General features: G+C 66.0%; 20 protein-coding genes and 1 pseudogene. 20 read left to right on the forward strand and 1 reads right to left on the reverse strand.

Features of this window, described 5'->3' with window-relative positions; genetic code table 11:
• The first annotated feature begins 95 nt into the window (after positions 1-95).
• From ACVWY3_RS16065 to ACVWY3_RS16160, 20 genes and pseudogenes are all read left to right on the forward strand, one after another.
• A complete protein-coding gene (locus ACVWY3_RS16065; RefSeq protein ID WP_456839309.1) occupies positions 96-923 on the forward strand; it encodes a helix-turn-helix transcriptional regulator in 828 nt (275 codons plus the stop codon).
• Between the two features lie 191 nt (positions 924-1,114).
• Positions 1,115-2,125, forward strand: a complete 1,011-nt coding sequence (locus tag ACVWY3_RS16070) for a branched-chain amino acid ABC transporter permease (protein ID WP_456839310.1) — start codon at positions 1,115-1,117, stop codon at positions 2,123-2,125.
• A 1-nt stretch (position 2,126) separates the two neighbouring features.
• A complete protein-coding gene (locus tag ACVWY3_RS16075) occupies positions 2,127-3,209 on the forward strand; it encodes a branched-chain amino acid ABC transporter permease (RefSeq protein ID WP_456839311.1) in 1,083 nt (360 codons plus the stop codon).
• Entirely contained in the window at positions 3,202-3,984 is a 783-nt protein-coding gene (locus tag ACVWY3_RS16080; protein WP_456839312.1) for an ABC transporter ATP-binding protein, read from the forward strand. Before ACVWY3_RS16075 ends, ACVWY3_RS16080 begins: the two co-directional genes overlap by 8 nt.
• A complete protein-coding gene (locus ACVWY3_RS16085; RefSeq protein WP_456839313.1) occupies positions 3,977-6,193 on the forward strand; it encodes a Tm-1-like ATP-binding domain-containing protein in 2,217 nt (738 codons plus the stop codon). The genes ACVWY3_RS16080 and ACVWY3_RS16085 overlap by 8 nt, the downstream gene beginning before the upstream one ends.
• A gap of 3 nt (positions 6,194-6,196) precedes the next feature.
• Complete coding sequence (locus ACVWY3_RS16090) at positions 6,197-7,030, forward strand: phosphoenolpyruvate hydrolase family protein (RefSeq protein ID WP_456839314.1); 834 nt, start codon at positions 6,197-6,199, stop codon at positions 7,028-7,030.
• A gap of 26 nt (positions 7,031-7,056) precedes the next feature.
• A complete protein-coding gene (locus tag ACVWY3_RS16095; protein WP_456839315.1) occupies positions 7,057-9,966 on the forward strand; it encodes a flotillin domain-containing protein in 2,910 nt (969 codons plus the stop codon).
• Positions 9,967-9,975: 9 nt separating this feature from the next.
• Complete coding sequence (locus ACVWY3_RS16100) at positions 9,976-10,413, forward strand: SRPBCC family protein (RefSeq protein WP_456839316.1); 438 nt, start codon at positions 9,976-9,978, stop codon at positions 10,411-10,413.
• A gap of 2 nt (positions 10,414-10,415) precedes the next feature.
• On the forward strand, positions 10,416-10,859 hold the full coding sequence (locus tag ACVWY3_RS16105; RefSeq protein ID WP_456839317.1) for an SRPBCC family protein: 444 nt from the start codon (positions 10,416-10,418) through the stop codon (positions 10,857-10,859).
• 3 nt (positions 10,860-10,862) lie between these two features.
• The gene (locus ACVWY3_RS16110) at positions 10,863-11,681 is read left to right on the forward strand and encodes an FAD binding domain-containing protein (protein ID WP_456839318.1); all 819 of its coding nucleotides are present in this window, start codon (positions 10,863-10,865) and stop codon (positions 11,679-11,681) included.
• A 6-nt stretch (positions 11,682-11,687) separates the two neighbouring features.
• Positions 11,688-12,164, forward strand: coding sequence for a (2Fe-2S)-binding protein (locus ACVWY3_RS16115; protein WP_456839319.1), 477 nt, complete (start codon positions 11,688-11,690; stop codon positions 12,162-12,164).
• A 12-nt stretch (positions 12,165-12,176) separates the two neighbouring features.
• Positions 12,177-13,772 carry a xanthine dehydrogenase family protein molybdopterin-binding subunit gene (locus tag ACVWY3_RS16120; protein ID WP_456839320.1) on the forward strand — a complete coding sequence of 532 codons (1,596 nt, stop codon included), beginning with the start codon at positions 12,177-12,179 and terminating at the stop codon, positions 13,770-13,772.
• 1 nt (position 13,773) lies between these two features.
• Positions 13,774-14,797 (forward strand): annotated as a pseudogene (locus tag ACVWY3_RS16125) (xanthine dehydrogenase family protein molybdopterin-binding subunit).
• Between the two features lie 10 nt (positions 14,798-14,807).
• Positions 14,808-15,689, forward strand: coding sequence for an AAA family ATPase (locus ACVWY3_RS16130; RefSeq protein ID WP_456839321.1), 882 nt, complete (start codon positions 14,808-14,810; stop codon positions 15,687-15,689).
• Positions 15,686-16,807 carry a vWA domain-containing protein gene (locus tag ACVWY3_RS16135; RefSeq protein ID WP_456839322.1) on the forward strand — a complete coding sequence of 374 codons (1,122 nt, stop codon included), beginning with the start codon at positions 15,686-15,688 and terminating at the stop codon, positions 16,805-16,807. The genes ACVWY3_RS16130 and ACVWY3_RS16135 overlap by 4 nt, the downstream gene beginning before the upstream one ends.
• Entirely contained in the window at positions 16,804-17,688 is an 885-nt protein-coding gene (locus ACVWY3_RS16140) for an amidohydrolase family protein (RefSeq protein ID WP_456839323.1), read from the forward strand. Before ACVWY3_RS16135 ends, ACVWY3_RS16140 begins: the two co-directional genes overlap by 4 nt.
• Positions 17,689-17,718: 30 nt before the next feature.
• Positions 17,719-18,567, forward strand: coding sequence for an MBL fold metallo-hydrolase (locus tag ACVWY3_RS16145; RefSeq protein WP_063694536.1), 849 nt, complete (start codon positions 17,719-17,721; stop codon positions 18,565-18,567).
• A 71-nt stretch (positions 18,568-18,638) separates the two neighbouring features.
• The gene (locus ACVWY3_RS16150) at positions 18,639-20,213 is read left to right on the forward strand and encodes an isochorismatase family protein (RefSeq protein ID WP_456839324.1); all 1,575 of its coding nucleotides are present in this window, start codon (positions 18,639-18,641) and stop codon (positions 20,211-20,213) included.
• A gap of 3 nt (positions 20,214-20,216) precedes the next feature.
• A complete protein-coding gene (locus tag ACVWY3_RS16155) occupies positions 20,217-20,843 on the forward strand; it encodes an FMN-dependent NADH-azoreductase (RefSeq protein WP_456839325.1) in 627 nt (208 codons plus the stop codon).
• Between the two features lie 26 nt (positions 20,844-20,869).
• A complete protein-coding gene (locus ACVWY3_RS16160) occupies positions 20,870-21,247 on the forward strand; it encodes a hypothetical protein (protein WP_456839326.1) in 378 nt (125 codons plus the stop codon).
• A 26-nt stretch (positions 21,248-21,273) separates the two neighbouring features.
• On the opposite strand, the gene ACVWY3_RS16165 is transcribed toward ACVWY3_RS16160, so the two are convergent.
• Positions 21,274-21,477 carry a hypothetical protein gene (locus ACVWY3_RS16165; protein WP_456839327.1) on the reverse strand — a complete coding sequence of 68 codons (204 nt, stop codon included), beginning with the start codon at positions 21,475-21,477 and terminating at the stop codon, positions 21,274-21,276.
• Positions 21,478-21,553 lie beyond the last annotated feature (76 nt).

Below are 21,553 nucleotides of genomic sequence, written 5' to 3' on the forward strand. Positions count from 1 at the left end.
GGAGCGACTAGCTGACGCGGCCGCTCTCCGCTCTTGCAATCTCGGCGGCGTTGTTGAACGCTGACCGAAAAGAAGAATATTCGGGAGGGGAAGGCATGAGCCGTGCGCTCGCCGTCTTCCACGGCCGGTTTGGCCGGGCGACGGTTTATCAGTTGAACCGCCCTTTCAATATCCACGCCCATCGTGAAGGTCATCTGATCTTCCATGTCGGCGGCATGCCGGCATGCATCGACGTGTCCGACGGACATTATGATCTCACCGAGACCTCCGTGGTCGCCGTCAATCCCTGGGAGCCGCACAACTTCCTGCCAGCCGATCTCGATGGCGGCGCCATCTTCTTCGTGCTCTACGTCAACGCCGAGTGGTTTGCGCCCGATGCCTCGGGCACCGACCGTCTGCGGTTCGGCCGCACCCAGTTCCGGCGCACGCCCGCACTTGACAAGCACATCAGGCGGACCGCCGCGCTGGTGTGCGGCGCACCATCCCTCTCCAGCCTCGATTCCGAGCTGAGGCGGCTGATCGACATCTGCTACGACGAAAGCTGGCAGCAGGCCGAGATCGCACGCGATCCGCGCGCAAGCGGCTCCGTCACCGATTTCCGCGTGCGCAAATGCATCAAGATAATGTCGGAAAGCCCCGGCGCCGAGATCGAGCTCGATACGATTGCCCGCGAGTCCGGCCTGTCGCGGCCGCACTTCTACCGATTGTTCCGTGTCCAGACCGGCGTCACGCCGAACCTCTACCTCAACACGCTGATCATGGAACAGGCGCTCGAAGCGCTGGTGGCCAGCGAGACGCCGATCGCCGACATCGGCTTCGATCTCGGCTTCTCCTCGCAGAGCGGTTTCACCCGCTTCTTCGCCGCCAATGTCGGGATGGCCCCGACCGATTATCGCCGCGCAGCCAAGGTTTTGCGCGCCTGACCGCTGCACGAAAAGATACTCACGATCAAATGTCGCCCTCGCCGCCCGATTAGGATGCGGGCAACGCGATCCCGAGATGATCGCGACCGACGGGAGCGCACGTCCATGGCAAGGCCTGCAGCCGCTGTAGGGCTGTCCGACCTGCATTCTATGAACTTTCGGCGTGTCGCCCGGACAAGCGGACGGCGCACATGAGCCGTTTCATCGAACGCCATCCCGCCTGGGCGCTGACCACGATCATCGCCATTGCCGTCGTGCTCTGGCTCATCTTCGCGGTCTGGCCGCCGGGTCTCGAAGAGGCGATCGGCCGCAAGCGCGTCTTCCTCAACGCCGTGTTCAACGGCATCACGCTTGGAGGCCTCTATTTCCTCGTCGCCAGCGGCTTCACGCTGATCTTCGGCCTGATGCGCAACGTCAATCTCGCGCACGGCTCGCTCTATCTGTTCGGCGGCTATGTCGGCTACGCCATCAGCATATCGACCGGCTCCTGGCTGCTCAGCTTCATCGTCGCCTTCGTCCTGACTGCCCTGGTCGGCGTGCTGCTGCAGGTGATCGTGTTCCGCCGCATGGAGGGTCAAGATCTCAGGCAGACCATGGTGACGATCGGGCTATCGATCGTGTTTGCCGATCTCATGCTCTGGGCCTGCGGCGGCGATTTTTACCAGATTCAGACCCCGACTTGGCTGATCGGACCCGTGGACCTGCCGCTGATCACAGCAGTGAAGTCTTCGGGCGAGCCGGTCTATCTCAGATATCCGATGGTCCGGCTCGTGATCTTCGCCGCGTCCGTGGTCATGGGCATTGCCATGTGGCTCGCGCTCAACCGCACCCGGATCGGCATGATCATCCGCGCCGGCGTCGACGATCGCGACATCCTGGCTGCGACGGGCGTGCGCATCCAGCTTATCTTCGTGCTGGTGTTCGCGTTCGGCGCGGGGCTGGCCGGTATGGCCGGCGTGGTCGGCGGCACTTTCCAGTCGTTGTCACCGGGCGAGGACATTCGTTTCCTGCTCGCCTCGCTCGTGGTGGTGATCGTCGGCGGCATGGGCTCGATCCCCGGTGCGGCGCTCGGCGCGCTGATCATCGGCCTCGCCGAGCAGCTCGGCTCGGTCTACATCCCGACCTACGCCATCGTCGTGACCTTCCTGATCATGGTGCTGGTGCTGGCGATCCGGCCGCAAGGCTTGTTGGCGAGGCGCTGACATGTCGCTCGCGCACGACGCCCGCGTTGCCGTTCGTCCCGCTGCTGGAGCGGAGCACCCCGCGCGGACATGGCCGGAGATCGACAATCCCGCCGCCTGGATCGTTGCGGGCATTCTTCTCATCATGCCGCTGATTGCCAATGGCTTCTTCCTGATCGAGATCTTCGCGACCACGCTGATCCTCGGCACCATGGCGCTGAGCCTGATGTTCCTCGCCGGTTATGGCGGAATGGTCAGCCTGATGCAGCTCACCATCGCCGGCTTCTCGGCCTACATGGTCGCCGTGTTCGGCCTCAGCGGCAACGCCAATATCAGCCTGGGCTGGCCGTGGTGGCTCGCAGTGCCGATGGCGCTGGCACTGGCGACCGCCTTCGGCACGCTCGGCGGTGCGCTCGCGGTGCGCACCGAAGGCATCTACACCATCATGATCACGCTCGCCATTGGCGCCGCCTTCTACTATTTCACCAACCAGAACTGGGCGATCTTCAACGGCCATACCGGCATCAACAACGTGGCCACGCCGCACTTCTGGGGCGTGAACTGGCGCGCCGACATTCCCTTCTACTATGTCGTGCTCGCGGTCGCTGCGCTCTGCTACTTCGCGGTCGAATATCTCTCGCGCGCCCCCTTCGGCCTCGCGCTTCAGGGCGTGCGCGACAATCCGCGGCGCATGGCCGCGCTCGGCTTCAACGTCAATGCACATCGCGTCGCCGCCTATGCCTTTGCGTCCTTCGTCGCCGCGCTCGCCGGCGTCCTCCAGGTCTGGAACTACCGCCAGGTCTCGCCGGGCTCCGTCAGCGTCGGCGCCTGCATCGATGTGCTGATCATTGCGGTCGTCGGCGGCATCACCCGCCCGATCGGCCCCTTCATCGGTGCGCTGATTTTCGTGCTGCTGCGCACCTTCGCGCTCGACTTTCTGGTCCGGCTCGGGCTCGACGGCAACCGCTTCCGCCTGCTGATCGGGCTCGGCTTCCTCGCCATCGTGTTCTGGTCCTCGGACGGCGTCATCGGCCTGTGGCAGCGCTGGCGTCAGAGTCTACGTCCTCGCGCGGACCGGCCAGGCGGAGGGCGCGGCCATGGATAGCGTCGCTCATCGCCTTTCCGCCGTCGGCGCCGGCGCCGCGCTGGAGCTGCGCGGCGTGACGCGGCTGTTCGGCGCGCTCGCCGCGCTGACCGACGTCACCATCACAGTCCGGCCGGGCGAGCGGCGTGCCGTGCTCGGCTCCAACGGCGCCGGCAAGACCACGCTGTTCAACTGCATCACCGGCGACTTCCCGCCCTCCTCCGGCACCATCCGCTTCTTCGGCGAGGACGTCACGCATTTCCCACCCTATGAACGCATCCGCCGCGGGCTGCGCCGGACCTACCAGATCTCGGCGCTGTTCCCCGGCCTCACCGTGCAGGACAACGTCTATCTCGCCTGCCGCGGCGTCTCGCGCGGACGCTTCTCGTTTCTGCGCCCCGGGCAGAACGACACCCTGATGCATGCCGCCGACAACCTCGTCCAGGCCGTGCATCTGTCCGCCGTGAAGGACCAGCGCGTCGCAGAGCTCGCACATGGCCAGCAGCGCCAGCTCGAGATCGCGCTCGCGCTCGCCGGCGCGCCGCGTTTCGTCCTGTTCGACGAGCCGGCCGCAGGCCTGTCGCCGACCGAACGGGCCGAGCTGATCGAGATCCTGACCTCGCTGCCGACTCATATCGGCTACATCATCATCGAGCACGACATGGACGTGGCGCTACGCGTCGTCGAGAGCGTCACGATGATGCACAACGGCCGCGTCTTCAAGGAAGGCCTGCCGCAGGAGATCCAGTCCGATCCCGAGGTGCAGGAACTCTATCTCGGAGGCGGCCATGAATGAGGCTCGCCGCTCTTCCCCTGCGCTCGAGGTCCGCGGCCTCGACGTCTACTACGGCCACTCGCATGCGCTGCAAGGCGTCGATCTCACGCTGGAGAGCGGCGTGTTCTCGGTCGTCGGCCGCAACGGCATGGGCAAGACCACGCTGTGCAAGGCGATCATGGGCCTCGTCGGCGTGAGCGCCGGCTCGATCCGGGTCCGCGGCGAGGACGTCACGCGAACGCCGCCGGCCCAGATCGCCCGGCTCGGCGTCGGTTATGTGCCGCAAGGACGCCGTCTCTGGCGCTCACTCAGCGTCGACGAGCATTTGCGGCTCGCCGGCGGGCTGCGCTCCGGCGCCTGGACCGTCGAGCGCATCTACGACACCTTTCCGCGGCTCGCCGAACGGAAGGACCATGGCGGCGGTCAGCTCTCCGGCGGCGAGCAGCAGATGCTGGCGATCTCGCGCGCGCTGCTCACCAATCCGCATCTGTTGATCATGGACGAGCCGACCGAGGGACTGGCGCCCGTCATCGTCGCACAGGTCGAGGAGATGCTGCTGCGGCTCGGTGAGGACGGCGACATGTCCGTGCTCGTGATCGAGCAGAATATCGGCGTTGCCACGGCGATCTCGCGCAACGTCGCGATCATGGTCAACGGCCGGATCAATCGCATCATCGACTCCGCGCGCCTCGCCGCCGATCGCGAGCTGCAGCAGCGCCTGCTCGGCGTCGGGCTTCATGCCGAGCTCGAGCCTGATATCGATGGCCCCTCCGCCTCAGGCTCCGAACCAAAGCCGGTGCCTGCGCCGCGCCCGGGCGGGCCGATCCGCATCTACATCTCCAACCCGGTGCCACCGACGCGATGGTCGCAGCCGGTGCCGATCGCTCGCATCGAGGCGGCGGCCCGCTCACGGTCGACAGAGGTCACGCGACTGGAGAACACGATGCGGCGCGGGCGCGAGCCGGTGGCGGCGCAGACCGCGGGCCCGCCCGTCGTCCTGGTCGTCGGGACGCTCGATACCAAGGGCCAGGAGCTGCGCTTCATCCGTGACATCGTCGCAGCGACGGGGCTTCGCACCCGGCTGGTCGACGTCTCGACCAGCGGCAAGCATTCCAGCTGCGATGTCTCCGCGCAGGAGATCGCGCTGAACCACGGCCGCGGTGGTACGGCCGTGTTCGGCGCCGACCGCGGCGCGGCCGTGGCCGCGATGGCCGATGCGTTCGCCAACTGGCTGCGGCGCCAGGGCAATGTTGCTGGCGTGATCTCGGCCGGCGGCTCAGGCGCGGCGTCGCTGGTTGCGCCGGGCATGCGCGCCCTGCCCGTCGGCGTGCCAAAACTGATCATCTCCTCCATCGCATCCGGCGACGTCGGGCCCTATGTCGGCCCCGCCGACATCACGATGATGTACTCGGTCACCGACGTGCAGGGGCTGAACGCGATCTCGCGCGCTGTGCTCGCCAATGGCGCCAATGCGCTCGCCGGGATGGTCAAGGCACGCCTCGATGATGCGCGCGCCGCGACGACGCGCGGCGATGGCGGCCTGCCCTCGGTCGGCATCACCATGTTCGGCGTCACCACGCCGGCGGTGCAGAAGATCGCGGCCGAGCTGCGCGACGATTTCGAATGCCTGGTCTTCCACGCCACCGGCGTTGGCGGCCGTTCCATGGAAAAGCTCGTCGAGTCCGGCCAGCTCGCCGGCGTGATCGACCTCACCACGACCGAGATCTGCGACCTGTTGATGGGCGGCGTCTTTCCGGCGACCGAGGATCGCCTTGGGGCGATCATCCGCAGCCGGTTACCCTATGTCGGTTCCGTCGGCGCGCTCGATATGGTCAATTTCGGAGCGCCCGACACCATTCCTGAGCGCTATCACGGCCGCAAGTTTCACGTCCACAATCCGCAGGTCACCTTGATGCGGACGACGGCGGAGGAGAACGAGCGCATGGGCCGCTGGATCGCCGAGCGGCTCAATCAGATGGACGGCCCCGTGCGCTTCTTCCTGCCGGAGGGCGGCGTCTCCGCGCTCGATGCGCGAGGGCAACCGTTCTGGGATCCCGACGCCGACGCCGCGCTGTTCCGCGCGCTGGAGCGCGATGTGCGCCGGACCGGCAACCGCCAGCTCATTCGCATGCCTAAGAACATCAACGATCCCGACTTCGCCGCCGCCATCGTCAGCGCGTTCCGAACGCTGTTCGGCCGCACCGGCGCACGGCGGAGACTAGCGAGGTGACCGATGGCCAGGTTTGAACGCGCTGCCCTCCTGAAGAAGTTGCGTGACATGGCGAGGCGCGGCGAGCCGATCGTCGGCGGCGGCGCCGGCACCGGGCTGTCGGCCAAATGCGAGGAAGCAGGTGGCGTCGATCTCATCGTCATCTACAATTCCGGCCGCTACCGCATGGCGGGCCGCGGCTCGCTCGCGGGCTTGATGGCGTACGGCGATGCCAACGCCATCGTGCTGGAGATGGCGAGCGAGGTGCTCCCGGTGGTCAGCCACACGCCGGTGCTTGCAGGCGTCAACGGCACCGATCCGTTCCGCGACATGGACGTGTTCCTCGATCAGCTGAAGGCGCTTGGTTTCGCCGGTGTCCAGAACTTCCCGACCGTCGGGCTGATCGACGGCACCTTTCGTGCCAATCTCGAAGAGACCGGCTTGTCCTATGCGCTCGAAATCGACATGATCGCCAAGGCGCACGACAAGGACATGCTGACGACTCCTTACGTGTTCAGCGAGAAGGAGGCCGCCGCGATGGCGATCGCCGGCGCCGACATCATTGTCTGCCACATGGGCTTGACGACCGGCGGCACGATCGGCGCGCAGACTGCGACAAAGCTGAAGGACTGCCCCGCGCGGATCGACACCTGGGCGGCCGCCGCGCTCAGTATCAATCCGGACATCCTGGTGCTGGCCCATGGCGGCCCGATTGCCGATCCCACCGACGCCGATTTCATCATGAAGAACACCCGCCATTGCCACGGCTTCTACGGCGCCTCCTCTATGGAGCGGCTGCCCGTGGAGCGGGCGCTGACGGAGCAGGTACGTCAATTCAAGGCGATCGGCGCGCGGTAACGCCGGAAGGTTCGAGGGAGGGAAAGATGTCAGGGATGCTGGTCGGTGAATTGATCCTCTGGCTGATCGTCGCGATCATCGTGATCGTGGTCGGCGTCTACATCGTGAACTGGCTCTACCACCGCTCCTCCAAGGAGACCTCGTTCGTCCGGACCGGCTTCCTTGGCGAGCGCGTGGTGATCAATGGCGGCGCCTTCGTGCTGCCGTTCATCCACGACTACACGCCGGTCAACATGAACGTGCTGCCGATGGGCATCGTGCGTTCGCGCCAGGATGCCGTGATCACCCGCGACCGCATGCGCGTCGACATCGAGGCGGACTTCTATGTCCGCGTGCAGCCGACGCGGGAGGCCGTCTCGATTGCCGCAGCCACGCTCGGCCGCCGTACCATGGAACCGGAGCAGCTACGCGCCCTTCTCGCCGGCAAGTTCATTTCAGCGATCCGTTCAGTCGCCTCCGAAATGACGATGGAGGAGATGCACGAGCGGCGCGGCGACTATGTCGCGCGGGTCAAGACCAATGCGGCCGAGGCGCTCGCGCAGAACGGCCTCGAGCTGGAATCAGTCGCGATCACAGATCTCGACCAGACCGACCTCGAGTTCTTCAACCCGTCAAACCGGTTCGACGCCGAAGGCCTGACGCGCCTCATGGAGGACATCGAGGCCAAGCGCAAGCTGCGCAACGACATCGAGCAGGACTCGATGATCAAGATCCGCTCCCGCAACCTGGAGGCCGAACGGCAGGCGCTGGAGATCGAGCGCGAGAGCGAGACCGCGCGTCTGGAACAGGAGCGCGACATCGAAATGCGCCGCGCGCTTCAGCGTACGGAGGTTGCCCGCGAGCGCGCGCTGCGCGAGACCGAGGCCGAACAGGCGCAGATTTCCGCCCGTGAGGCCATCGAGCGCGCCCGCATCGCCAACGACCAGGCGATCGCGGAGGCGCGCATAGCATCCGAGCGCGAGACTCGCCAGAAAGAGATCGAGCGGACGCGGACGATCGAGGAGAAGGAGCTGCTGGCGCGTGAGGAGATCGAGAAGACCCGGATTGCCAACCAGCGCTCGATCGATACGACCCGCATCGCCTCCGAGCGTGAGGTCCGCCAGCGCGAGATCGAGCGGATGCGCACGGTCGAAGAAGCCGAGATCGCCGCCCGCGAAGCCATCGAGAAGGCCCGTATCCAGCAGGATCGCGTCGTTACCGATGCCCGCATCGCCAACGAAGAAGAGACCCGCCGCCGCGAGATCGAGCGCACCCGCGCCGTGGACGAGGCCGAGATCACCGCCCGCGAGGCGACCGAGAAGGCCCGCATCGCCCAGACCTTGACCGTCAATGTCGAGCGCATCTCCTCGGACGAGCGCACCCGCGCGCTGGAGATCCGGCAGGTGCGCACCATCCAGGAAGCCGAGATCGAGGCACAGCGCGCTGTGGAGGCCGCCCGCATCGCCCGCGAGCGGACGCTGGCCGCCGAGCGCATCGCCGCCGAACAGAGTACCCGGCAGCTGGAGATTGAACGCAACCAGACGCTGGATGTCGCCGGCATTGCGGCCCGCGAAGCGACGGAAGCTTCCCGTATTGCGCAGGAGGAGCGTGTGCGTTCGCTCGAGATCGCCCGCAACCGTGCCGTCGAGGAAGCCGACATCGCCTCGCGCGAGGCGATCGAAGCGGCCAGGATCGCCCAGGAGAAGGCGGTCGCGGCCGAGCGCATCCAGGCCGACCGGGAGACCAAGGCGCTCGAGATCGAGCGGAGCGGCATCTTGGAGGCGGCCGAGCTGAAGCGGCGCGATGCCATCGAGCGCCAGCGCATCACGGTAGATCTGGCGCTCGAGGCCGAGCGCATCAACTCCTCCAAGAAGCGCGAGGTGCTCAACATCGAGCAGAAGAAGGCTGTCGAGATTGCGGACGAGGACCGCGTCATCGCGCTATCGACCAAGAAGTCCGAGCGGATCGATGCCGACCGCCAGGTCCGGCAGGCCGAGATCGTCGCACGCAAGGAGGTCGAGACGACGGACGTCTCGCGCGAGCAGGCGCTGGAAGCTGCACGCATCGAGCGCCGGCGTGCGATCGAGCAGCTCGAGGTCGCCCGCGTCCAGTCGCTCCAGGAGGCCGAAATCGCCGCCCGCGAGGAAGTCGAGCGTGCCCGCATCGCGTCCGACCGCGGGCTCGACGAGGCCCGGATCGGCCGCGAACGCGAATTGCGCAAGCTCGAGGTCAATCGCGAGAAGGACGTCGAGACGGTCCTGATGGAGAAGGCGATCGCCATCCATCAGAAGTCGCTGGAAGAGTCGGCGGCGCGCGCCGCGGCCGAGGAGGCCCGGATGCGGGCGACCGAGGCGGCCGAGCGTGTCGTCACAGCGCGCGAGAGCGAGATCGCCAAGCGCCGCAAAACCGTCGAAGTTCTGCTCGCCGAGAAGCAGGCCGAGGAGACCCGGATCGCAGCTGAAGCCGAGCGTGTGCGTGCCGCAGTCGAGGCCGAGGCGCAGCGGATGCTTAACGAGGCCGAGAACGTGCTGACGGATCAGGCCCGCTACTCGCTGTTCCGCCGCAAGCTGCTCGACCGCATCGAGGGCATCGTGCGTGAGAGCGTCAAACCGATGGAGAAGATCGAGGGTATCCGCATCCTCCAGGTCGACGGCCTCAACGGCAACGGACATGGCAGCGGTAACGGCGGCCGGAGCGCCACCGACGAGGTGATCGACTCTGCCCTGCGCTACCGGGTCCAGGCGCCGCTGATCGACTCCATCCTGTCCGACATCGGCGTCGAAGGCGGCAGCCTCGCAAAGATGCCCGGCCTGATCCGCGAGGCTCGCGACATGCAGGGCATCAAGGATTCCGCACGCAAGGGCGGCGGTGGCGGTGACAAGCCGGCAGCCTCCCCGCCCGCCGCGGAAGGCAGCGGTGAGCCGCCGGGCGAGCGTGGTCCGCGGAAGAAGAGCTGAGGTCGCGTCATGGCCCGCGTCTACGTCTCCACTGTCGTCAATGCGCGCAACGATCGTGTCTGGGCGCGCGTGCGCGACTTCAACGGCCTGCCGAACTGGCACCCGGCCATCGCCGAAAGCCGCATCGAGGGCGGCGAGCCCTCCGACAAGATCGGCTGCGTCAGGGATTTCCGCCTGCGCAACGGCGACCGCATCCGCGAGAAGCTGCTCGGCCTCTCCGACTACGACATGTTCTGCACCTATTCGATCCTGGAATCGCCGATGGGCGTCGAGAACTACGTCGCGACCCTACGGCTCACGCCGGTCACCGACGGCGACCAGACCTTCATGGAATGGACCGCCGAGTTCGACTGCGCGCCGGATCGGGAGACCGAGCTCGTCAATAATATCGGCGGCGGCGTGTTCCAGGGCGGCTTCGACGCGCTGAAGCGCGTGTTTGGAGGCTAGCCGTGCCGCATGTTGTCAAGAGCACGATCCTGAACGCACCGACCGACGCGGTGTGGGACGTACTGCGCGACTTCAACGGACACGACCGCTGGCATCCGGCGGTCGCGACCTCCTCGATCGAACGCGCGCAGTCCGCCGACAAGATCGGCTGCGTCAGGCGGTTCAAGCTCAAGGACGGCTCCGAGCTGCGCGAGCAATTGCTGGCGCTGTCCGACCTCGAACAGACCTTCAGCTACTGCCTGCTCGATACGCCCATCCCGATGTTCAACTACGTCGCCCATGTGCGATTGCTGCCGGTGACCGACGGCGACCGCACCTTCTGGCATTGGGAGTCTCGGTTCACCACCAAGCCGGGGGATCGCGACCGCATCACCCACATGATTGCCGAAGACATTTATCAGGTCGGATTCGAGGCGGTCCGCCGGCACATGAAGGAGACTGCTTGAGCCATGGCCGTGACGGTAAAGACCTTTGCGAATGCGAGCGAAGCGGCCGGCGTCCTGTCCTCGGACCGCAGCGCGCGTTATCTCGGCGGCGGCACGCTGGTGATGCGCGCGCTGAACGAGGGTGACGTCTCGATCTCGACGATCGTCCGCGCCAGCGACCAGGCGCTGAGCCGGATCGATGCTTCCGGCCCGCGCGTGACGCTGGGCGCCGGTGTCACCTTCGCGCGTGTGCTCGCCGAACGCGACCTCGCCTTTCTGCACGCCCCCGCCCGCTCGATCGGCGGCCCCGCCGTGCGCAATATGGGAACCATCGGCGGAAATCTGTTTGCGCCGAGCCCCTACGGCGATTTCACCGTGGCGCTGCTCGCGCTCGACGCCATCGTCGCGGTGCAAGGCGGCTTCGGCTCACGCGACATCCCGATCGAGGAGTTTCTGCAGGCGCGGGACCGGCAAACCGGCACGCTGGTTCTCTCGGTCTCCTGCACCAGGCCGGCCAGCAGTGAGGCCTTCCGCTATCGCAAGATCGCGCGCATCAAGCCGAAGGGCGGCGCGGTGATCACGCTCGCGGCGCATCTGCCGATCTCCGGCGGCCGGATTGCGGGCGCGCGTATCGCCCTGGGCTCGATGGCGCCGACGCAGATCCGCGCCCGCGCCGCCGAGCGCGCGCTGGAGGGCCGAACGCTGGATGCCGCGACCATCGCGGCTGCGGCATCCGCCGCGAGCGAAGGAACATCCCCATCCGACAACGCGCTCGGCAGCGCCTGGTACCGCCGCGAGATCGTCGGCGTGCATCTGCGGCGTCTGCTGTCCGGACAGGAATAGATCGTCATGACGAAAATCCCCCTGCAATTTCGTCACAACGGCCGCGACGTCGCGATCTTCGTCGACGGCGGCACCAATCTGCTGGTGGCACTGCGCGAATTGATCGGCGACATGACGCCGAAATTCGGCTGCGGTCAGGGCGGCTGCGGCACCTGCAGTGTGCTGGTCGACGGCGAACTGCACCTCTCCTGCCTGACACTCGCGGAGACGGTCGCAGGCCGCTCGGTCGAGACGCTCGACGGCATGAAGCAGGGCCCGAACCTGCATCCGCTGCAGCGCGCCTTTGCCGACCATTTTGCCGCCCAGTGCGGTTATTGCACGCCGGGCATGCTGATGGCTGCCAAGGCGCTGCTCGACCGCAACCCGTCGCCGAGCCGCGACGAGGTCGTCGAGGCGATCTCGGGCAATATCTGCCGCTGCACCGGCTATGAGCCTATTATCAATGCCATCCTCGCCGCCGCGAGCGGCCGGGTCAGCGCGTAAGGGAACGCGACCATGCTGGAACTGCGCAAGGACATTTTTGCGGACGAACGCGACGATAATTTGAAAGAGATCGGCAAGGGCACCCAGCGCCAGGACATGCTCGGCCATGTCACGGGTACGTCCAGCTATTTCAATGACCACAAGCTGCAAGGCATGCTGCACCTGAAGGTCGTGCGCTCGACACATGCGCATGCAAGGCTGCGCCGTATCGACACCACGGAGGCGGAGCGCTCGGCGGGCGTGCGTCGGATCATTCGCGGCGCCGACGTTCCGCGCAACCTCAACACGCTGCTGAGCCTGATCAACTTCGGCAAGGACGACGAGCCGTCGCTTGCCACCGACAAGGTCCGCTACAAGGGCGAGCCGATACTCGCCATTGTCGCCGACAGTGAGCGCGAGGCCTTCGAGGCGGTCGCCAAGGTCAGGATCGACTACGAGCCGCTGCCGACCGTGTTCGACGTCGAGGATGCGCTGAAACCCGGTGCGCCCGTGGTCAACGAGACCTATCCCAAGAACACATTTACCTATCACGATGTCTACGACCACCAGCGCCTGCGCTTTGGCGACGCCGATGCGGCGCTTGCAACCGCCGACCACGTGCTGGAACAGCGCTACCAGATGTCACCGATCGAGCATGCGCCGACCGAGACCAATGGCGCGATCGCAGCGCCCGATACCAACGGCCGCTATGTCGTCTACACCTCGACCCAGGCGCTGTTCTTCTCGGTCGACACCTGCGCCAAGATTTTGGACGTTCCCTCCAACACATTCCACTTCATCGGAGGAACCGTCGGCGGCGGCTTTGGCGGCAAGGTGGACACCTTGACCGAGCCGCTCGCGATCCTCGGCGCCATGCTGATGGGACGCCCCGTCCGCTATGTGTTCGGCCGCGAGGAGGAGATGCAGTACGGCCCGCCGCGCGGCGCCGAGCGCATCTACATCAAGGACGGCGTGATGAGCGATGGCCGCATTGTCGCGCGCAAGATCCGCGCCTATTTCGACAGTGGGGCCTATACGCGGCTGTCCAGCTACGCAGCCGTCAAATGCGCCGCGCATCTGCCGGGCCCCTATACCATCCCGAACGTCTATGGCGACGTCTATTGCGTCTTCACAAACCGGACGCCGGCGACCGCCATGCGCGGCTTCGGCGTGACCGCGATGGATTTCGCCATCGAGTGCCAGATGGACAAGCTGGCAAACCTTGTCGGCATGGACCCGATGGAGTTCCGCATCCTCAACGCCTACCGCGACGGCGACATGAAGGCACACCGGCGCGAGGCCAAGAACACCGCGCTGATCGAATGCGTGCAGGTGGCCGCCGAAAAGGCCAAATGGCCGATCCGCGAAGAATTCAAGCGGGCCTCCTCGCGCAAAGATGGCGGCGGAAGCCGCGCCGTGATCCCACCAACGCCGACGGATTCTTCGCGTGCACGCCCGGCCGCTCCGGTCCAGCAGCGCACCAGCTACGACCGGCTTCCGCCTACCGTCAGCCGCGAACCGCCGCGCGAGCCCCCATCACCGGCTCCGCCGCCGCCTTCGCCACGGCCAGCGGCGCCATCGCACGGCGCAACGCGGTTCTCCTCCGTCTTCGGCACCAGGAGGCGCTGAGATGACCCGGCATCGCGGACGCGGCATGGCGTCGATCAACTATCCCATCGGCATGAATCTCGGCGGCGATCCGAGCCAGGCGCTCGTGCATTCCAACCCGAGCGGCAAGTTCACGGTGGCACTGTCGTCGATCGATCTCGGCCAGGGCATGAAATCGGTGACGCGGCAGATCTGCGCGGAGACGCTGGGCGTACCGGTCGAGGACGTCTATGTCGACACGGCCGATTCCGACACCGGCCCGCACTGCATGGGGCTCGTTCGCCTCGCGCGGCACCCACCGTGTCGGCAACGCGGTGATGGCTGCCGCCCGCGAGGCGCGCGGCGTGATGATGGAGGCGGCCGCCGAGGAGCTTGAGGTCAATGCCGCCGATCTCGAAACTGACGGCCGCGGCAACATCCAAGTCAAGGGTGCGCCGCACCGATCGATCTCGACCAAGGACGTCGCGATCGCGGCGCAGTTCAAGCAGGGCAAGACGATCTCCGGTCGCGGCATCTTTCTCGTGCCACTGTCCGACGTCGATCCCGAAACCGGCGAGATGTCGCCGGCGACCTGCTACGCCCACGCCTGCCTCGTCGCCGAAGTCGAGGTCGACGACGAGACCGGCGAGGTTGCGATGGTCCGCATGGACTCGGCCTATGAGCTCGGCCGCGCCCTGAACCCGCGCCTGGTGGAGCAGCAGCTGGTTGGTGGCGCCTGGATGGGTGTCAGTCACGCGCTGTACGAGACGCCCGAGCCCTATTATCCCGACCCCGTTCACGGGCCCCGCGACTTCGTCGAATATCTGATGCCCGGTCCCGGTGATATCTGCCCGCATGATATTGCCGTGCTGGAGCGTCCCGCCCCTGATGGTCCGTTCGGCGCTAAGGGTCCGGGGGAGATGTGCGCCAACCCGGTGCTGCCGGCGGTGGCGAACGCGATCTTCAACGCCGTCGGCGTGCGGATCGACGATCTGCCGATCACACCGGAAAAGGTGCTGCGGGCGATCAAAGCCCAGGGCGGCGCACGGCCGCAGGCGCGGCGTTGAGGCTGGGTCCGTGGCCGTCCGCAGCAACATCGTCGGCATCGACAGCCCCGAGGCGCTGGAGAAGGCGCTGCGGGCGGCCTATTACCTCGCCGATGAAGGGCTCGCGACCGCAGCCTATCTCGGCCTTGCCCTCGGCAAGCCGTTGCTCCTGGAAGGCGCGCCCGGCGTCGGCAAGACCGAAGCGGCGAAGGCCATCGCCGCCGTGCTCGGCCGGCAATTGATCCGTCTGCAATGCTACGAGGGCATCGACGCATCGGCCGCGCTCTACGAGTGGAACTACCCGCGCCAGATGCTCGCGATCCGCCAGGCCGGCGATGATAGCATCGACATCTACGGCGCGACCTTCCTGATCGAGCGGCCCATGCTCGCGGCGCTGCGCGCCCCTGATGCCACGGTGCTGCTGATCGACGAGATCGACCGTGCCGACCAGGAGTTCGAGGCATTCCTGCTGGAATTCCTTTCCGACTTTCAGATCTCCATTCCCGAACGCGGCACGGTCCGCGCGGCAGAGCGGCCGGTCGTCGTGCTCACCTCGAACCGGACGCGCGATTTGCACGAAGCCCTGCGGCGCCGCTGCGTCTATCACTGGATCGACTATCCCACGGCCGAGCGGGAGGCACGGATCATCATGATGCGCGCGTCCAGCGTTGCCGAAACCACAGCCCGAGCCGTCGTCGCCGCTGTCGAGAGACTGCGGCGAGAACCGCTGAGCAAGGCGCCCGGAATTGCCGAGGCTGTCGATTGGGCCGAGGCCGCGACGCTGCTTAACAAAGGCGGCGCGCGCTGGCCCGACGCCTTCAAGCGCTCGATCGGCGTGGCGCTAAAGGACGAGGAGGACCTGCACTTCATCGCGCCCAGGCTCGATGCCATGCTCGCGGAGGCGACCGCATGAGCACCGAGCTGCAGCTCCCGCGCGCTGCCCGCATCTTCATTTCCTTCGTCGCGCTGCTGCGCGCCAACGGCTTTGCTGTTGCGCCGGAACAGACCACCGCATTCCTGGCCGCGATCGAACTGCTGGGTCCGCGCGGCCTCCGGGATATCAGGCAGGCGGCGCTCGCCACCCTCGCCCCGCGGCCCGAGCGCCGCGCCACCTTCGACCGGCTGTTCGACCTGCATTTTCGCGGCAGCAAGGCCATTGAGCGCGGCGACAAGGGCGAGGACGACGAGACCGTTCGTCTCCAGGAGGAAGGCCGCGGCGACGAGGAGCCCCTGCTCTCAGATGAGGCCAATGAATCAGGCCTGACCGCGACCCGCACCGAGGCGCTGGTCGAGCGCCGCTTTGCCCAGCTCTCCACCTCCGATCCGCTCCGCCGCCTTGCACGCGAGGCGCCGCGGCGCCTGCCGCAGCGGCGCGGCCACCGCCGCATGCGGGCCCGCCGCGGCCCCTTCGCCGATCTCCGCCGCACCCTGCGCGATAGCGTCCGCAGCGATGGTGAGATTTTGCGGCTCGGCCACCTGAAGCGGCGCCAGCGTCCCCGCAAGATCCTGCTGCTGATCGACGTCTCCGGCTCGATGAAGAGCCGCACCGAGGAGAACATGAAGCTCGCCCATGCACTGGTGCAGGCAGCGCCGAATGTCGAGGTCTTCACCTTCGGCACTCGCCTGACCCGTGTCACCCGCGCGCTGTGGCTGAAGCGCCGCGAACAGGCGCTGAACGCCGCGGCGCATCTCGTCAGTGACTGGGAGGGCGGCACCCGCATCGGCGATGCGCTGCAAGCATTCCTGGCGGTGCCGCGATTCGGCAGCTATGCCCGCGGCGCGGCCGCGGTCATCGTCTCGGACGGGCTCGAGCGCGGCAAACCCGATGCGCTTCGTGACGCCGTGGCGAAACTATCACGCCGGGCCTGGCGCCTGAGCTGGCTGACCCCGCTCGCAACAGGACCAGGCTTTCGCCCGCAGACCGAAGCGCTCGTCGCGATCGAACGCTTTGTCGACGATCTCGTGGATGGCGGGTCGAGCGCCTCGATCGTCGCCCATGTACTGGCATTAGGGCGAAGGAGTGCTGCGTGAACGACATTGTCGACGGGCATCATCACATCTGGCGGCAGGCCGACCTGCCCTGGCTGAGCGGCCCCATGCAGCCGCGCATTTTCGGACCGTACGAGCCGATCCGGCGCGATTACCCGATCGAGGAATATCTCGACGATCTCAAGGGCTCCGGCGTCACGCGCTCGGTCTATGTGCAGACCAATTGGGCGCCCGAGCATTTCGAGAAGGAAGCTGCCTGGGTGCAGCGGACCGCCCAAGAGCACGGCTGGCCGCATGCCATCGTCGCCTATGCCAATTTCGCGGTCGACGACGTGCGCCCGCAGCTTGATCGTCTCAAACGCTATCCGCTGCTGCGCGGCGTGCGCATGCAGTTGCACTGGCATGAGAACCCGCTGTACCGCTTCGCGGCTCGTCCGGATCTCTGCGCCAATCCCGCGATCCGCCGCAACGTCGCGCATCTCGCGGACTACGGCTGGAGCTTCGACTTGCAGGTCTTCACGCCGCAGATGCCAGATGCCGCGCAGCTCGCGGAGTCCTGTCGCAACGTGACGTTCATACTGCAGCATGCCGGCATGCTGGAGGATCTCTCGCCGGCGGGACGCGCGGCCTGGCGCGCCGGAATGGCCCGACTCGCCACATGCCCGAACGTGGTCTCGAAGCTGTCCGGGCTTGGCACCTTCATCCATCGCAACGATCCCGCGCATATTGAGGCCGTGCTCACCGATACTGTCGCGATCTTCGGCGCCGAGCGCTGCTTGTTTGGATCAAATTTCCCGATCGAGAAATTGTGGACCAGCTATCGCGAGCTCGTCGGCGCCTTTCGCACGGCCGCCGCGCCATTCAGCGCCGAGCAGCAGGACGCGATCTTCCGGACGACGGCTGCGCGCGTCTACCGGCTTTGACGCACGATAAACGAGACAGGAGGGCAACGTATGGCGCTGGAGATCAAGATCCTGGACTATGGCGATATCGAGTTGGAATCGAGCTTCCTTGTGCTCGGCCGCGACTGCGGCCGCACCCGCCGCGTCCTCACGCTCGGCTTCCTGATCCTCGGCGGCCCCTACCCGGTCGTGGTCGACACCGGTTATCGCTCCAACCAGATCATGGAAACGCTCGGCATGCGGGGTCTCCAGTACCATGAGCACATGATCGAGAACCAGCTCGCACGCCACGGCGTGCGCATGGGCGACGTCCGCTTCGTCTGCCACACCCATCTGCACATCGACCATGCCGGCAAGGACGATCTGTTCCCGATGAACACGACCGTGGTCGTCAATCGCAAGGAGCTCGAATATTCCGTCTCTGGCCTCATGCATCCGCAATATCCCGCGCCCGACATCAAGCACCTGATCGACCGCCTGCACACCAAGAGCGCGCTGCGCTTCCTCGACTTGGAGATCACCGGTCCGATCGAGTTGATGCCCGGCGTCTATTGCGATGCCGCCAATGCCCACACCGAGGGATCGATGAACATCATCGTCCACACCGCCGACGGCATTGCGACTATCTGCGGTGACGTGATTTACGACTTCAACGACCAGATCGTGACGCCCTTCCACGAAATCCACGACTGGGAGCCGCGCACCACGGGCAACCACGGCACCAGCAAGCGCGCGGAGAAGGCGGCGATCAAGAAGCTGCTGAGCAATTCGCGCTACTTGCTGCCGGTCCACGACCGGCCAGCCAAGATCGAAGGCGGCAATGTCGTGGGGCGCCTGCACGACCAGGTTCCTGGTCCAATTGTACAGTCCCTCCCCCAGCGCAACTGGTTCCCTGCGTGAGCTTTTTTGCGCATGATCTTTTCGGAAAACCGCTCCACACTTTTCCGGATCATGCGCCCGAGGATCGACCGATGACGCATGTCACCCTGCGAAGCGAGTTCGAGAACCTGATCGATCCCTATGCGCCGGTCGCACAGATCGGCACCGGCTTCGACTTCACGGAAGGGCCGATCTGGCATCCGGTCGATCATTACCTGCTGTTCTCGGACATGCCCGCCGACGTGCGCCGGCGCTGGGATCCGCGGCGCGGCGTCATCGAGGTCAAGCGCCCTTCGAACAAGTGCAACGGCATGACCTATGACGCCGAGCTCAATTTGATCGTCTGCGAGCACACGACCTCGTCGCTGGTCCGCGAACGTCCTGACGGGCGGCGCGAGGTGCTGGCTTCGCATTTCGGCGGCCAGGAGCTCAACAGCCCGAACGACGTCTGCGTGCACTCCTCGGGCGCGATCTATTTTTCCGATCCCTGGTACGGCCGCATGCCGGTCTATGGCGTCGAGCGGCCGCGGCAGCTCGGCTTCCAGGGCGTCTATCGCGTCGTGCCGGGCGGCGAGCCGAAGCTCATGGTGGAACGCAACCTGTTCGACCAGCCGAACGGGCTGTGCTTCTCGCCCGACGAGAAGCTGCTCTATGTCAACGACACCGTGCAGGCCTTGATCCGCGTGTTCGACGTCAATGCCGACGGCACGCTGTCGAACGCACGGGTGTTCGCGAGCGGCATCAAGTCCGAGCTCGAGCCGGGCCTGCCCGACGGCATGAAGTGCGACCAGCACGGCAATGTCTGGGTCACCGCCCCCGGCGGGGTCTGGGTCTATTCGCCGCGCGGCGAGCTGATGGGCAAGGTCCGCGTGCCGGAGCTGGTCGCAAACCTCGCCTGGGGCGGGCTGGATTTCCGCACGCTCTACCTCACCTCGACCCATTCGGTATATGCGATCCCGACCCGGGTCGGCCCGCGTCACGAGCCCTATATGAGCGGCCGTCGCGTCGGCGGCGGCGCGGGCCCGAGCTCGTCACCGGCTTCGCCTGTGCTCACAGAGGGCGAGATGCGACTCGATCCGCAGCGCTGCGCCATGATCATCCAGGACCTCCAGAACGACGTTATCATGGACGGCGGCGCTTTCGCCGAATCGGGCGCGCCGGGGCACGCAAAACAACAGCATGTGGTGGAAAATGTACGCCGCCTCGCCGAGGCCGCGCGCTCCCGCGGCGTCGCCATCATCCATGTCTGGTTCGTGGTCGAGCCCGGCGCGCCCGGCGTCACGCTGAACGCACCCTTGTTCGAGGGGTTGGTCGACAGCAAGGCGATGGTGCGCGGAAGCTGGGGCGCCGCGCCCGTCTCAGGCCTTGAGCCGCGGCCCGGCGATTTCGTGGTCGAGAAGATGCGGATGAGCGCCTGGGAAGGCACGCGGCTGGAGACCATCCTGAAGGCCACCGGCCGCGACATGATCATCAACACCGGCGCTTGGACCAACATGTCGGTCGAGCACACGGCGCGGACCGGCGCGGACAAGGGCTATTTCATGATCGTGCCCGAGGATTGCTGCTCGACCATGAATGCCGACTGGCACAATGCCTCGATCAATTTTGCCATGCAGAACGTCGCGGTCGTGACCAGGGCCGACACCGTCATCAGAGCGCTGGGATGAGCTGTGGCAAAGCTCCTGCACCTGTCCTGCTCGCCCCGCGCCGAATCCGTCTCGACGGCCGGCGCGCGCGTTTTTCTCGACGGCTTCCGCCAGGCCCGGCCGGATTGGGACATTGATGTCGTGGACATCTGGCGCGAGCGCATGCCGGAATTCTCCGGTCCGATCGTCGAGGCCAAGTACGCGCGCATGAAAGCTCAGGGCTTGACCGACGCCCAACGCGACAGCTTCGCCGAAGCCGAGCGCATGGCGCTGCGCTTTTCCCTCGCCGATCGCGTGCTGATCTCGACCCCGATGTGGAACTTCGGCCTTCCCTACAAGCTGAAGCAGTGGTTCGACATCATCGTCCAGCCCGGACTCACCTTTCGGTTCGATCCGTCCCAGGGATATCTCCCGCTGCTGCAGGACCGGCCGACGCTGGTGATTATTGCCAGCGGCAGCGATTTTGCCACGGGTATGAACCGCGGCCGCATCGACATGGCAACGCCCTACCTGCGGGAAATCCTGCGCTTTGTTGGAATCCGCGATGTCCGCTTCTTGCTGATCGGTCCAACCACCGGACCGCAGCAGCCGATCGATGCTGCCCGTGAGAGGGCCCATCGGCGCCTCGCGGCCATGGCCGCGAGCTTCTAAAGCGGGATTGTGTAAAGGAGAGACCGATGCCGAGTTCCAATTACCGGTTGTTCGAGCAAGCCATGCGCAAGCGTAAGCCGCTCTTCTGCGTCTATGACGGCTATCCCCGTGAGCTCTGTCCCATCATCCTCGGCCATTCGCAACGGCAGGAGAAGGCGCTCACCTATCAGTTCGGCGGTCAAAGCAAATCGGGCCTCCCGCCGCAAGGCGAGTGGCGCTGTCTATGGCTTGCAAAGGTCAGCGCGGCTCAACTTCGCGATGGGCCTTGGCGAACCGGCTCCAGGCATACCCAGCCCCAGGGCTGCGTCGAAACCGTCGAGCTGGATGTAAACCCTCACAGCCCATATCGGCCGACGCGTTCGCTTTCCTCGCCGTCACAGCAAGCGTCGAAGCGCGTCAGTTAACGTCCAGTAGCGCGCCTAGATGGGCTCTAGGAGGGGCGAAAGCCCGGCGGCATCGCTCGCCAGATTCTGTCATCGTTGCGACAATAGGCACGAGAGCCCTCGGGAATGTCTTCGCCGGCGCTTCCGTCGTATGGCTCGTACAGGAGCGCCGGAAACAGCTCGCCGTTGACGATTTTGACCATATCGCCCCGTCGAATGTCGGCGCCGACCATTCTTGTCGAAACAGACATGATTCCTCGCGAAAGCGGACACACGCGCTGAGTAAGCCCGTGGACTGGACAGGCTTGATCTGAGCCTATCTCCAAG

The organism is Bradyrhizobium sp. USDA 4486 (genome assembly GCF_054057995.1).

What these genes read in the sequence shown, in the direction of transcription:
- ACVWY3_RS16115 (WP_456839319.1), top strand. Translation starts at nt 11,688, where the DNA reads ATGACGAAAATCCCCCTGCAATTTCGTCACAACGGCCGCGACGTCGCG.
- ACVWY3_RS16150 (WP_456839324.1), top strand. Translation starts at nt 18,639, where the DNA reads ATGACGCATGTCACCCTGCGAAGCGAGTTCGAGAACCTGATCGATCCC.
- ACVWY3_RS16165 (WP_456839327.1), bottom strand. Translation starts at nt 21,477, where the DNA reads ATGTCTGTTTCGACAAGAATGGTCGGCGCCGACATTCGACGGGGCGAT.
- ACVWY3_RS16070 (WP_456839310.1), top strand. Translation starts at nt 1,115, where the DNA reads ATGAGCCGTTTCATCGAACGCCATCCCGCCTGGGCGCTGACCACGATC.
- ACVWY3_RS16110 (WP_456839318.1), top strand. Translation starts at nt 10,863, where the DNA reads ATGGCCGTGACGGTAAAGACCTTTGCGAATGCGAGCGAAGCGGCCGGC.
- ACVWY3_RS16160 (WP_456839326.1), top strand. Translation starts at nt 20,870, where the DNA reads ATGCCGAGTTCCAATTACCGGTTGTTCGAGCAAGCCATGCGCAAGCGT.
- ACVWY3_RS16135 (WP_456839322.1), top strand. Translation starts at nt 15,686, where the DNA reads ATGAGCACCGAGCTGCAGCTCCCGCGCGCTGCCCGCATCTTCATTTCC.
- ACVWY3_RS16090 (WP_456839314.1), top strand. Translation starts at nt 6,197, where the DNA reads ATGGCCAGGTTTGAACGCGCTGCCCTCCTGAAGAAGTTGCGTGACATG.
- ACVWY3_RS16085 (WP_456839313.1), top strand. Translation starts at nt 3,977, where the DNA reads ATGAATGAGGCTCGCCGCTCTTCCCCTGCGCTCGAGGTCCGCGGCCTC.
- ACVWY3_RS16075 (WP_456839311.1), top strand. Translation starts at nt 2,127, where the DNA reads ATGTCGCTCGCGCACGACGCCCGCGTTGCCGTTCGTCCCGCTGCTGGA.
- ACVWY3_RS16065 (WP_456839309.1), top strand. Translation starts at nt 96, where the DNA reads ATGAGCCGTGCGCTCGCCGTCTTCCACGGCCGGTTTGGCCGGGCGACG.
- ACVWY3_RS16080 (WP_456839312.1), top strand. Translation starts at nt 3,202, where the DNA reads ATGGATAGCGTCGCTCATCGCCTTTCCGCCGTCGGCGCCGGCGCCGCG.
- ACVWY3_RS16095 (WP_456839315.1), top strand. Translation starts at nt 7,057, where the DNA reads ATGTCAGGGATGCTGGTCGGTGAATTGATCCTCTGGCTGATCGTCGCG.
- ACVWY3_RS16120 (WP_456839320.1), top strand. Translation starts at nt 12,177, where the DNA reads ATGCTGGAACTGCGCAAGGACATTTTTGCGGACGAACGCGACGATAAT.
- ACVWY3_RS16100 (WP_456839316.1), top strand. Translation starts at nt 9,976, where the DNA reads ATGGCCCGCGTCTACGTCTCCACTGTCGTCAATGCGCGCAACGATCGT.
- ACVWY3_RS16145 (WP_063694536.1), top strand. Translation starts at nt 17,719, where the DNA reads ATGGCGCTGGAGATCAAGATCCTGGACTATGGCGATATCGAGTTGGAA.